Source organism: Nostoc sp. DedQUE09 (assembly GCF_034530915.1).
Classification (GTDB): Bacteria; Cyanobacteriota; Cyanobacteriia; order Cyanobacteriales; family Nostocaceae; genus Nostoc.
Window position 1 is genome coordinate 1 of record NZ_JAVRCE010000028.1, and the last position, 13004, is coordinate 13004.

General features: G+C 40.4%; 12 protein-coding genes. 4 read left to right on the forward strand and 8 right to left on the reverse strand.

What is annotated here, in order from left to right:
- Window positions 1-86: 86 nt before the first annotated feature.
- The 4 genes from RMY27_RS18455 to RMY27_RS18470 form a co-directional block, all read right to left on the reverse strand.
- Window positions 87-329, reverse strand: a complete 243-nt coding sequence (locus RMY27_RS18455) for a transposase (RefSeq protein ID WP_322665756.1) — start codon at window positions 327-329, stop codon at window positions 87-89.
- 34 nt (window positions 330-363) lie between these two features.
- Complete coding sequence (locus RMY27_RS18460; protein WP_322665622.1) at window positions 364-606, reverse strand: hypothetical protein; 243 nt, start codon at window positions 604-606, stop codon at window positions 364-366.
- Window positions 607-1056: 450 nt separating this feature from the next.
- Window positions 1057-1806 (reverse strand): SDR family NAD(P)-dependent oxidoreductase, encoded by a 750-nt coding sequence (locus tag RMY27_RS18465; protein ID WP_322665624.1) that lies wholly within the window; start codon window positions 1804-1806, stop codon window positions 1057-1059.
- Between the two features lie 47 nt (window positions 1807-1853).
- Window positions 1854-3329, reverse strand: coding sequence for an MFS transporter (locus RMY27_RS18470; protein WP_322665626.1), 1476 nt, complete (start codon window positions 3327-3329; stop codon window positions 1854-1856).
- A 504-nt stretch (window positions 3330-3833) separates the two neighbouring features.
- Between RMY27_RS18470 and RMY27_RS18475 the strand changes: the two genes are divergently transcribed.
- The 3 genes from RMY27_RS18475 to RMY27_RS18485 all read left to right on the forward strand — a co-directional run bounded on the left by RMY27_RS18475 (window position 3834) and on the right by RMY27_RS18485 (window position 7058).
- Window positions 3834-4283 (forward strand): hypothetical protein, encoded by a 450-nt coding sequence (locus RMY27_RS18475; protein ID WP_322665628.1) that lies wholly within the window; start codon window positions 3834-3836, stop codon window positions 4281-4283.
- 304 nt (window positions 4284-4587) lie between these two features.
- On the forward strand, window positions 4588-5616 hold the full coding sequence (locus tag RMY27_RS18480; protein WP_322665630.1) for an Npun_R2821/Npun_R2822 family protein: 1029 nt from the start codon (window positions 4588-4590) through the stop codon (window positions 5614-5616).
- A 494-nt stretch (window positions 5617-6110) separates the two neighbouring features.
- Window positions 6111-7058, forward strand: coding sequence for a glycosyltransferase family 2 protein (locus RMY27_RS18485; protein WP_322665632.1), 948 nt, complete (start codon window positions 6111-6113; stop codon window positions 7056-7058).
- Window positions 7059-7289: 231 nt separating this feature from the next.
- Here the strand turns inward: RMY27_RS18485 and RMY27_RS18490 are convergent, their stop codons facing one another.
- From RMY27_RS18490 to RMY27_RS18500, 3 genes are read right to left on the reverse strand one after another with little or no spacing between them, the layout of a single operon-like run.
- Window positions 7290-8045: a hypothetical protein gene (locus tag RMY27_RS18490; RefSeq protein WP_322665634.1), complete on the reverse strand. Its 756-nt coding sequence runs from the start codon at window positions 8043-8045 to the stop codon at window positions 7290-7292.
- 42 nt (window positions 8046-8087) lie between these two features.
- On the reverse strand, window positions 8088-8843 hold the full coding sequence (locus RMY27_RS18495) for a ParB/Srx family N-terminal domain-containing protein (protein WP_322665635.1): 756 nt from the start codon (window positions 8841-8843) through the stop codon (window positions 8088-8090).
- Complete coding sequence (locus tag RMY27_RS18500) at window positions 8843-10225, reverse strand: AAA family ATPase (protein ID WP_322665637.1); 1383 nt, start codon at window positions 10223-10225, stop codon at window positions 8843-8845. Before RMY27_RS18500 ends, RMY27_RS18495 begins: the two co-directional genes overlap by 1 nt.
- Before the next feature lie 264 nt (window positions 10226-10489).
- Here RMY27_RS18500 and RMY27_RS18505 point away from each other — a divergent pair, with 264 nt between their 5' ends.
- Entirely contained in the window at window positions 10490-10861 is a 372-nt protein-coding gene (locus RMY27_RS18505) for a zinc ribbon domain-containing protein (RefSeq protein ID WP_322665639.1), read from the forward strand.
- Window positions 10862-11013: 152 nt separating this feature from the next.
- Here RMY27_RS18505 and nblS read toward each other — a convergent pair whose 3' ends face one another.
- Window positions 11014-12960 carry a two-component system sensor histidine kinase NblS gene (nblS, locus tag RMY27_RS18510; protein ID WP_322665640.1) on the reverse strand — a complete coding sequence of 649 codons (1947 nt, stop codon included), beginning with the start codon at window positions 12958-12960 and terminating at the stop codon, window positions 11014-11016.
- Between the last annotated feature and the right edge of the window lie 44 nt (window positions 12961-13004).

Sequence of the window (13004 nt, forward strand, 5' to 3'; positions counted from 1 at the left end):
ATCACTTAATTTCTGCACTCTATCTATCTTACGTTTTTTTTGGTTGACCTACTTATCAGTACTAAAGACTTGTTTTTCCACAACTTTTACGTGCTTTGGCATGAGTACCAAAGACTTGGCTTTTGCGTTTGAAATAAGTTTTGCAATAGATGAAAACGGTCTGCAACTTGAATGGCTTCTGGTGCGCCTTGGCGAATACCACTTTCATAAGTTTTTGACCGATCTCGTGAGACGACTTTGACACCGGGGTGAGCTTTTAACCATTCTGCTAAGGTTTCAGCCTTAGCATCTTTTAGTAGAGCAATTGGTCGTCTGCGTTCCAGGTCAATTAGTGCTGTGCCGTAAGTTTTACATTTACGTACATCAGAAGTCGTCTACCCCAAGAGTATGCGGCGTTACGATTGGTGGTAGTGGGATTGAGCGGACTAAATTTAATAGTGTGTTGCGAGAAACTTTTATTCCCCAATGCTGTGAGAGTCTTACCCCTGCTGCACCACCATTAGCTAAACCAATCACACTCAGTCGTTGAGCTAAACGTAGAGTTCTTCTAGCCCAAGGTGTGGTTACATTGGTCAGCCTTTGTGTAAAAATGCGCCGTTTACACAACCTATTGATGCAAAAAAACTTCCTTACCCGTAACTGTAAGGTAATGCTGTAATCAGCCCAGGGTAAGTCTGCTAATAAGCGTTCATAGCGACTATGAATGAAAGTGAGTTGGTTGGTTACAAACCAGACAGTTAACTACTCTACTGATTGCGGAAACAATCAAATTTATCTGAGTTTTTATTTTGTCAAGAAGGCAATTCTCAAGTTTCAGATTGGTTGAATCTGGTAATAGGTGAGTTAGCACCGACATAGAACTTGCTGAGGCTTATTCCTCAAATGTTTGATGGAGTGAAGTTTGAAGTATCTCGATTATATCTTTCTTTCTTCTTCCTTCTGCCTTCTGCCCTCTGCTTTCCCCCAACCTAGATCACCAAAAGTTGCCAAGAACCACATTATGATTCAAAGGTCTGGAATTGTTCACCCTTGCTACATCATAAGCGTTATGCTTGTTTAATGTTCTTGTCCTGTTGGCCGGATGAGGATTTCGTTGACATTAACGCGCGGCGGTTGCGTAAGGGCATAAACGATCGCAGCAGCAACGTCTTCGCTTTGCAGAGGTTGAATTGACTTGCGTCGTTCTTCAATCCGTTGTTTGGCAACAGGATCGGTAATTTGACTGTCAATTTCCGTATCCACCAAACCAGGTTCGATTATCGTGACGCGGATGTTGTCCTTGTGAACCTCTTGACGCAATGCTTCCGAGAGGGCATTAACACCCCATTTAGTAGCATTATAAACACCGACGCCCGCCCGCGCTGTCCGACCCGCTACTGAGGAGATATTGACTATATGCCCCGATTTTTGCGCCTTCAACAAAGGCAAAACGGCATGAGTAGCATATAACAGTCCTAATACGTTGAGGTCAAACGATCGCCGCCAGTCTGAGCTATTTCCAGCTTCAATCGTGCCCAGTAAGGCAATCCCGGCATTATTCACAAGGATATCAACCCTTCCCAATTCTGCATTTGCCTTTGCCACCAAGTTATTTACCTGAGTTTCATCAGTCACATCAGTGACAATAGGCAATGCCTTGCCACCATTAGCTTCAATGCGTTCTGCTAATGCCTGAATGCGATCGCCACGCCTAGCGGCAAGCACTACTGTTGCTCCAACTGAAGCCAAAGCGATTGCAGTTGCTTCTCCAATTCCCGCTGAAGCCCCAGTGATAATTGCCACTTTTCCTTCTAATTTACCTGTCATTTATCTAACTCCTTAGTAATTGATAATTGGGTGTTGCGCATTGGGCATTAATTATTCTTTCCCCGCTCCTCTGCTCCCCTGCTCCCCTGCTCCCCTCCCCCCTGCCTCTTACCGATCCTCAAAACGGATGCAACTGCTGCCCCACAGAGTATTATGCCTGCAAAGCGAAAAGTTCCTTGGAACCCTGCAACGATCGCATCAGGAGGGGCAACAGAGACATCTGCACCCGCAGACATACTAGCGATTAACGCCCCAAATACTGCGCCAATTAGAGAAACTCCTACAGTGTTACCTGATGTACGTGACAAAGACAAAAGCCCAGAAGCAATCCCTAGACGCTCTCTCGGTACTGATCCCATAACAGTGCTGTTGTTGGGCGATTGGAATAAACCCAGACCAATGCCGTAAATAAAATAGCGCGATACATAACCTAACTCAGTAATTTGAGCGTCAAAGGTGCTAATCCCTAGACAGCCGCCAATCATCAACCCCAACCCAATTGAACTGATTAGCCGAGCGCCAAAACGGTCTGAAAGTATTCCAGCTAGTGGGGCAATTAACCCACTCAGTACAGGTGATACGGCTAGTAACAGCCCTACTTTTACCGTCGGATATTGCTTGACCCTCTCTAGAAAGAAAGGGACAATGAGTAGCGAACCGCCAATAACAATGAATGCTAACCAGCCACTTAGCAAACCCATACTCAACTGAAGATTGCGAAACAGCTTTAGCTCTAATAGTGGCTGCTTTAGAATCGCTTCGACTACTAAAAAAGTCGTGAAACTTACGGCGGCGATCGCTAATAATATCAATGTATTCGTACTGCCAAAGCCCTGGCTTTGCCCTAGCGTCATACCTAAACCAAAAGTACCTAGAGTCAATAAAGCCAATATTGCTCCAAAAAAGTCAAATTTCTGTTTGCCCTCAATGCGTGCAGAAGGTGGCACCACGCGAGCTATTAAAAAACTAGCAATGATCCCCAAGGGTACATTGATGAAGAATATACTATGCCAGCCTGACCAACTTAAGAGCAATCCGCCAGCAGAAGGGCCAAAAGCAATTCCCAGTGAAACTACACTACCGATGATGCCAACAGCCCGACCTCGCTCGGAAGAGGGAAAAACTTCTGTGATGATTGCCAAACCAAGCCCAGAAATGAACACAGCACCTAGTCCTTGAAGCGCCCGAAAGCCGATTAACCACTCGATACTAGGTGCGAAACCACACAACAGCGAACTGAAAGTGAACAGAACTAGTCCCCCTTGGTATAAGGACTTCTTACCCCACATATCCCCCAGGCGGGTTGCCCCCAAAACTAAACCGGAACTGACCAACTGGTAACTCAATACAGCCCATTGGGTGGTAGGAAAACTGGTGTTAAAGGCTTGCACCAATGTGGGCAAAGCAACATTGATGATGCCCACATCCAGGGTAGACATGAATACCCCAAGTCCGACACCGAGTAAGACCCAATTTTTTTGAGAGCCTGATAAAGCCAGAGGTTCTGCTTGGAATTGTGCCAACGTTTAGCCTCCAACTTTGACTTTACGGTTGTTAATAGTTTGCATACGTATATTCATTGTAGGGTGCTATCCTCACTACCAAGTTTAGGAAACTAAATTTGCGGCTTCCATCCTTAACGTTGGCGATTTTGCTGAGTGCGATGCCTGCGGCGGGCGTAGCCATCGCAGCAGGCGCTTCGTTGCTCGGAAATGCTCTGGATGAATGAAAAATTCAGCTTTATATCAAGTATCTACTTCTCAATCGGCAAGATTGGCTTTTCCACTTGTCATATATTTGGTAAAGTACTTAAGTACTCTTAACTCTGCACTCCTTCGGTTATATCAACGATAGAAGTCAACAAAATACGGTAATTTGATATAGTTACTGTATTTGAGACTAGTTAGCAAACTATCATAGACAACTCTCAGAAGCAAGCTCTAGAGAAAATGGAGAATAGGGAATGGGAAATGTCAATTATTAAAGCCACATCTGCAACTGCAAATAAGTACCTTTTTGTATAAGCAATGACTCAAAAAGCTGCCTTATCTCGATTTACTTTAGGATTTATTGCAGGCTTTGTGTCTGTTTTGCTATTTCATCAAGGCGTGTTGGCGCTGCTACACGCAGTAAATTTTACACCTCGCGCCCCTTATTCAACTGCACCAATACAACCATTAGGAATCCCGCAAATTTGGTCAAATGCTTTCTGGGGAGGCATTTGGGGACTGATTCTAGTAGTCATTGCACCTCGTTTTCAACATGATAAAAACTATTGGTTAGGAGCTTTAGTCTTTGGTGCAATTGCTCCGACGCTAGTGGCTTGGTTTGTAGTTGCACCGCTCAAGGGTCAACCCATCGCTGGCGGCTGGAAATTTGTGGGAATAGTGACAGGTTTATTGGTTAATAGTGCTTGGGGTGTGGGAACCGCCGGGTTGCTGAGATTATTCTCTAGGAGGCAATTGTTTAACAGCTAAAATTTTAGCACTTTTAAGTAGGTGGGTAATGTTAGTATCATCCAAACTAACCAAAATAGCTTGTTCCTTAACTTCAGCAGAAGGTTAAAAATGTGTATATTATTAGTTGAGAATAAGAGGTCAAAAAATAGCGATCGTATTATTCTCGTTGCACCAATTCTATATAAAGATGTGTAGAAAGAACCTCACTGCCTGCGGCACTTCCCCGCAAGTTCGGGGGAGTTGGGAAGGTTGAAAATAATGTGCAGCTTCACAGAGAATTGGTATTACTCAGTAAATCAAAGATAAAAATAATTTAATTACAATGGATAATTTTGGGATTTACACACTTGCTAATGACGTGGTATTTGACCAATTAGTAGCCTTGCTAAATAGTATTGAGGTGAATGTTAGTGCAGATATTCCTATTTGTATCATTCCCTATGATGACCGCTTAGAGCGAGTTAAGCAGGAGATACGTTCTCGATCTAATGTTACCCTATTTGACGATAAAAGCTCGATTCAAAAATGGGATGATTTTGCCGTTCAAGTTTGGAATGCTTATCCAATAAATAACCGAAAAAATAAGCCTTCTATGGAATGGAACAAAAAAAATAATTTAATCAGAAAAATGTGTGCTTTTGATGGTGAGTTTGAAAAATTTGTATTTTATGATGCTGATAGTTTGGCAATGAATAAGCTGGACAAGGTTTTAGAAAAACTAGACCAATACGACTTTGTGTTTGATGACTGGGAACACACAAAACAAACTTCAGTTGCAGCTTTCGACTTGCCGAAGTTAGAACAAAAAATGTCTTTGTCTGAATCTGAAATCAGACGAAAAATACACTGTTCTAGTTTTTTTGGTTCAAAAAAGGGGATTTTAGGCATTGAAGAGTTAAAAATGCTCAAAAAGCGATTGATAGAAGATAAAGAAGTCGAATGGATTAATGAACTTGCTTGGTGGTGTGACGCAGATTTATTTAGTTACATGACTTTCAGAATTGCTCGGTCGCTATTTAACTTTACACTTAGTCCTAATGGCGAAGATAGAACTGGCAACTGTGCTCGTGTAAATCGATTTGTGAACATTGATAATGTTCTTTACAACCAACAGGGATTAAAACCAATTCATCGTCTTCACTATATGGGCTATAATGCTATTGAATTTGCCCGTTTGTGCAAAGGTGAGGATGTTAATATTTGTTATAAAAATGAATTTTTACACTATCGCTTTCTGAAGCAACCAGAGCAAAAACCGAAGCGATTAAAGCCACCTACTATAGCGGCTAGAAGCAATCGATTTATCAAAAAAGTTTGGAATAAAATTAATCAAACTATTTCCTACACTTAGCTTTTGCCCAGCCTTGCTCATTAGGCTTTTTGCATAAATCAAAAATAAGAACCCCACCCCGCCAAAGCTACGCTTTATCTTCCCTACCCTTGCTAACTACGGTGTACACACATCTTGGTAATGAAGCCCAAAACTGGATTTACCCCCCTTAATCCCACGCCAGATGCTTCAAGTCGGCGGAGCCGCCCAACGCACTGGCTCCCTGATGCATTGGTGGGAAACAAGAAATCTAGTTCCCTCCCAATACATACGGGTAGGGTTAGGGTGGAGTAAAACGCTGGTTAATCAGCTATTTCAGACTTGTGTATACACCGTAGCGATGCCTTGGGAGGAAATATCTGGTGGAGGGAGTTAGAGGGGGTGAGAAGGACTTGTGTATACACTGTAGCTCCTTGCTAAAAGTGGGGGTTAAGGGGTGGCGTGTTAAGGGCTTTTGCAAGAATATGTATTATGCGTTTAGTTCGTGAGCAATGTCCACTTTACATATTGCAAAAATGCCTAAAGTTAGTGTTTCCATTCCCACGTTTAATCGAGTTAATTTACTGCCTTTGGCAATTGACAGTGTACTCAACCAGTCTGAGCAAGACTTTGAGCTAATTATTTGTGATGACGGTTCTAGCGATCGCACACCCGAATTGATGTCACAATACACAGACGATCGGATTAAATATATCCGTCATCAGCAAAATATTGGTAAAAGTAATAATATGCGCTCTGGCTTTGATGCTGCCACTGGTGAATATTTTATTAAATTTGATGATGACGACCGACTAACACCCGATTTTCTCGCAAGTACAGCAGCTATTCTTGCTCAAGACTCTAGCATTGATTTTGTTGGTACAGACCATTGGATAATTGATATTAACAATGTACGGGATGAGGCAAAAACTCAAGAAAATTCTTATCGCTGGGGTAGGAAGAATTTACCCGCAGGTGTTGTAAATAATTTGTTAGAAGTTGTATTTATTCAGCAAAGCTTTCAAGTTGGAGCGACATTATTTCGCCGTAAAACCTTGCAAGAATTGGGGTATATGCAGCCAAATCTGCAAAATTGTGAGGATAATGATTTATTTGTGCGTCTAGCTTTGGCTGGAAAAAAGGGCTATTACTTACCAGAATTATTGATGGAATATCGCTACCATGCAGAGCAGCAAGGTATTAATCGAGCCATTCCTTATTTATTTGATAAAATTCAGTATTTAGAAAATTATAAGTTTGAATCTGAAAAATTAGAAAAAGTTAGGAAAAATCGTTTAACTGAAACACAATTATTATTAGGTTTGCGTTTAATTGAAAAGGGTGAAACGCAAAAAGGCAGAGAGCTAGTTTTGGCGGGACAGTCTTTTTCGACTGCTAAAGCTTGGGCTGGTTTAGGTTTATCGTTGTTACCAGTTGGGTTGCGAGGTAAGGCGTTTAATGCACTGCGACAGATGCAGGGTTAGAGGATGTTTGAAAAGTCTGTAGTAGTGTATCAAATATTTGTTTACCCCACCCTAACCCTCCCCTTGCAAAGGGGAGGGAACTAGATTTTCCGGTTTCCCCCCTTTACAAGGGGGGATTAAGGGGGGTGAAAATGTGATTAAACACAGCCGAACACTTTTAAAACAACCTTTTAGAGATTGACATATTGTGCAACTTACTTTTGACGTTATTTGGAAAAAAATATGGCAAATCTACCTATTTTGTGGAATAGTTGGGGTAGGTTGGTAACTTGAACTGGATCTCAGTTGACTAATCACGAAGAATGTACCAAGAGTTAAGGCTATTGATACAAGTGCGATCGCTAAAGAGTTAGCCTTCCAAAAGCTGAGTTTTCCTTGTGTATAAGCCGTATTGGCTATATTCACTTCCCGCCTAGCTTCTTCTAAAATTGATTGGAGAGCATTTATTTGCTCATTTTCTAGTTCTGCATACCTATCTTGTTTAAAAGCATTTTCTAGAATTTTTACCTTTTTCTCAGAAGATACTTGAGCAAGTTCTCTTTTGACAACTTCATAAGGATTAGTTTGTTTTACAGGTTGTGAGGATGGAGTTTGAGGGTTTGCTTGAAAATGTTGCTGATGAAATTTCTCCAGTTTTTCATGCTTGATAGGTTCTGAAGATTGATTTGGTCGAATTGGTGGTTGAATCGGAGTATCTTGTTGAATTTCTTTTTTTGTAAAACTGTAGACATTATTTTGCGTTACAGGTTTTGATGATTGGTTTTGAGGTGTTCGTGGTTGAGTTGGGATACGCTGATTATTACCTATTTCATTTATCTTTAATGACCATTTATAATCGCTATCTTGGACAACCATATTTTTCAATGAAGAATATAAGTAATGGTTGACTTCCCGTCTTTCAACTCCCAACATCTCAGCAATTTTTACTGCTCTTATGGGAGTGCCACATTTTAAAATTTCAACAATTTGAGATTCCAGACTATCCATATTAGCCCCAAATTATTCTTGCGACTTAGATGTAAGTAAATTTTAAATAAACAAAATCCGTGCCCAGCTATCAACAATATCTACCATTTTCTCGCCACTGATACCTTTAATCTGTTTTTTACCGTTGGCAATTTTTACTCTCGCTAATACATCTTTCAAAGATTCAAACTTTTTCTTTTTACGTTCTTTTTCCACACTTTCAGTAACTTGAACAGCTTTTTTATCAGTAAAGCCAGCAGTTCTTAATCTGAAAGTCAGTTCTAGTAAGCTTAGACTATTAAATGCATCTAATGGTGTCATCTGTTTAGGTATCTGACTTTCAATCAACTTGAAAGTTTCATATAGGTTCTCTCTTTCTTGTCTCTCTTGTGCTAGTTCTGACCTTAAATCATTAATTTGCTTTTCCAACAAATTAAAATCATTATTTTTTGAAATCAATTCTGAATGATTAGTTTTAATTGAAGTTTGAACTTCTGGTATATCATCAGAATTTAATCCCCTAAATATAGCTATTTGCTTCAATATTTTCTCTTCATTTTTAGGGGAAATTACAAAAGCATTAACCATTTCACCTTGACGAGGATTTTTTTCTCGTGCCCTAACAGCAGCGTAGTATTCAAGATGCCCATCAACAACCATATAAGTCTCAGTATCTGTAGCTTTCAAAACTAATGGTCTGATAATTCCTCCACTCTCTAGAATAATATCTGCAAGATTTTCTAAATCAGTCTCAGCAAAATTTGAACGAGGAATATCAGAAGTAATATCTTTGACATCTACAAGGTAAAACTTAGTCATTAATTAATCTCCATTTTTTGTAAAACTTCATCTGCTAAAATATCAAATTCCATAGCCGATTGTTGAGCAGTAGATTTAGCTTCTTCTGCATATTTAACAACAGATTTAGGATCGGGATACTCTAAATCTCCAACTGTTATCGTCTGATTCATACATTCTGATAGTGCTGTTCTATCATAAATAACTGCTTCCATAAGAGGCAGATTATAGCGTTCTGAAATGACATCCCTTTGCTTTGGAAATGTATATTGTAAAAATTTAGAATTTGTTGAAATTTTAGAAGCGATAACACCCATTATATTGATAGGTAATTTGCCTATGTCTTCCCTAGATTCATTAATTTGTTTAATAAAATTTATGACTGTTGGTAAACCTTGATTAGCGAATGGTTTTAAATCTGAAGGAATGATTAAGTAATCAGAAGCAATCAAGGCAATTTCAGCATAATAATCTCTTGATGGAGGAGTATCAATGATTACGATATCATAATTATTTTCTACTAATTTTATTTTTTTTACTAATCTACGTCTAGTCGCTAGAATTTTATTAAGTGTGTCTTGATGTTGAATCAAAGTAATGTGTGAAGGAATAACATCAATTTCAGGATTATTGAAGTAGTGAGACTGGCGAACAATATCTGGAATAAAGTTAAAATCACCTGATTCTATTAAATGGTAAACATTTCTATCTTTTAAATCATCTTCTTCATCAAATTGAAATTTTATTAATCCTGTAGCAAAAGTCGTATTTGCCTGTGAATCTATATCAATTAGCAGTACCCTTTTACCTTTTTTGCTCAATGCTGCTGCAAGATTGACTGCAACAGTAGTCTTTCCAACACCGCCTTTATTGTGGTAGATTGCAATCGTTTTCATTGAATGTTGCCTCTTTATTTCAAAATTTAAATTATTTCCAGGTATTTTAACTTCTGGCTTATTTACTAGCTGTCCTTCTTTAAGGCTATCTCTACCAATTAAACTTTTAATATTCTCTAATTTAGTCTCAACTTCCTTCCCAGAACATTGAAATACTAGTTGAATATCGTATTGCAATTTTTGATAAATTCTAATCTCTTTGCCATTAGTCAGCAATCCATACCTAACATTCAAGCTGGTTAAATAATGCCTGAGTCGGAGAACATGATTATTTAAGTTTTGTTTGGGATGCTTTGCCTCCATGACGACACTTAGCGGTGAGTTGGCATCTAATACGAAGGGAATCACTTGCGCGGCAAATGCTAAGAAATCTAAGCGGATGCTACCAACGGCAACTTCTTGATGCCAGGTGTCAGGAGTATAACCTAGCTGTGGTAGCAAATATTGCACTATGAGTTTGCTTTCAACTTCGCTTTCGTTACGGCATAGCTCAGGATTAAAAGGCAATATTTTTCTACCTCTAAATAATTATTGGAGTTGGGACAAAACCTGATATTTGCTAGATTATGGCATAGCTTTAATTAGGTTGAGTGATATAAATCACTTATAAAATATAAAAAATCATTATAAACCTAGTACTTTTGCTGATAAAGTAACCAATTTTGAGAGCTAGCCATATTCAAAATTAACAGGCTACGTATGTATTTCCCCATTATCCCTGTAAATGGCTAGAATCAATAGTGTTTACCTATTTGCGCTAAAGGTAAGGTTTTGGCTACTGTATCTTGTCCCCGCTGCCATCAACTTGTTGATAGTCAAGCTATTAGTTGTCCTTATTGTCGGACTATACTCAAAGCTTACGGTCATCCCGGTATTCCATTGCACCGCGCCTCTGGGGATGGGTATCTGTGCGACACCTGCACCTATCACGCTGATGATACTTGCAATTTTCCTAAACGTCCCTATGCCAAAGACTGTACCCTCTACCAAAATATTGAAGAGACAAAATTAGAGTTGAAACAGCAGCATTACACTAACAGTTTTGCAGTAACTGTGAAAAGTTGGGTAAAACGCAATCAGGCTTTGCTGTTGCTATTAGGTTTATTATTAGTCTGTTTGTTGTTCGTTATATTAAGGTCTTGATTTGGGTTTAGTGGGGAGTGGGGAGCAAGGGAGCAGCACTTCGGCTACGCTCAGTGACCGGGGAGCAGAGGAGAGTTGTAGTAAGTTTTTCCCCTCTGCCCCTGTGCACCTCTGCCTCTTGTACCCAATCCCCACTTCCCATTCCCTAACCTTCAAGCTGTGATGATGTTGGATGTTTCTGCAATAGGTTCAACTTGTATCGGCGGCGCTTTTTCTTCAAAGATGGCTAAGTCGAACCAAAAAGTGGTGCCAATGCCGACTTCACTCACGAGATGGACTTTACTACGATGTCTGTCAATGATATTTCTGACAATCGATAAACCTAAACCCGTGCCTTCTAGGGTGTGAACTCGGTTTTCTACGCGAAAGAAGCGTTCAAAAATTGAGTGTTGATCTTCTGTAGCGATGCCAATTCCAGTATCGGAAATTTCAATCCGCACTGGAGCAGATTCGGTGTGACTGGGTTTGAAATCTAGTTGGTAGGCGCGGATTGCTACTTTACCACCGGCTTTGGTGAATTTAAGGGCATTACCAATGAGGTTGCCAAACACTTGTACTAACAGATCGTAATTACCTAATACTAGCGGCAAATTAGGGGCAACTTCCTGAACAAGTTCAACACCTTTATCTTTTGCATTGAGTTGGTAAGTACGCAGGGTTTGCTCGATCGCTTGGGCTAAATCTACGCCGTCAAAGCTGTAGTTGCGGCCAGATTCGAGTTTTGACAAATCCAAAACATCGTTAACTAGGCGGGTGAGGCGATCAGTTTCATGGTTGACTGTTTGCAGAAACTCTTGCCGTTCTTGTAAAGCCAAGTCTTCGCCGTAGTCGTGCAGGGTTTCAATATAAGTTTTAATGTTGAATAGAGGCGTTCGCAGTTCGTGAGAAACGTTGCTGATAAATTGACTTTTTGCCTCATTTAGTTCGACTTCACGGGTTATATCTTGAATAGTAATCGCAATACCTTTGATGCTTTCTCTTTGCAAGTTGAGTACTGTAGTCAAGAGAATGCGAATCGTCCGTGGGATGGGTTGGTTAATAAAAATTCGGAATTCGGCGCTTTCGCATTCCCCTGCTGCCATTTCGTACAAGGGACGGGTGATTTCGATTTGTACCGATGCTGGCAAGTGATGTAAGACATTGCAACCCACGACATTAGCGGCTTCCCAGCCAAAAATTCGCTCTGCTGTGGGGTTGACTAAAATCACCTGCATGTTGTTATCAATCAACACTGCACCATCTGCGATCGTTGAAACTAGGGTTTCTAACTTGGCTTTTTCTGCGGTCAGTTCCTCAATATTCTGTTCTTCATAACGCTCTAATCGCTCTCCCATTTCATTAAAGCTTAAAATTAACTCCCCCAGTTCGCCCCCTAAAGGTAAATCAATGCGCTGCTTGAAATTCCCGGTAGCAATTTGCTTCACCCCCACCAATAATTCTTTAATGGGCTTAGTAATGGTTAAGGCGTTAATCACTCCTGCCAAAATCACCATTACCCAAATGGTGATAAAAACAGCAATGGTGACATCGCGGGTAAAATTGGTGGAAATGACAGCAGTCTGATTGGGGTTGATGCCGATCGCTAATACACCTAAGTATTTTTTATTGACAATCAGGGGAATAAATACATCGGTGACTGTCCCATCTGGGGTCATGTGTTGCCGCACCATCGGCTTTTCCCCATCGCCAGGGTAATCTTCTGGCAGTTGTATTCGCCGTTTAATGGTAAGGGAGTTTTCTACCTCAGCTTCCCAAAAAGGAATGCCAAAAAAGATTTGCCCAGTTTCATCAGCGTAAAGCATATAACGCACACTAGAGGTGCTGCTATAAAAGCGTTGAGAAAATTGGGCAACCTCAGTGAGATTATTGTCAGCGATTAAGGGGGCAACGTTAGCAGCAAGCAGCAGCCCTAAGTCACGACCAAAGCGGGTATCATTCATCCGCGCATCCTGCTGAATTGTATTCACAGCCCAAAATGTCAGACCACTCATCACCAATGAAACTACCATTGTGGCTACAGCCAGCAGTTTAGTCTGGAGAGTGAACTCCGACCACCAACTAGCGATCGCATGTCGAATTGTTTTTAACAGATTTAGCATCTTAAATAAAGTTGTTAGTAGTCTTTGTTATAAAGCCCAACAAC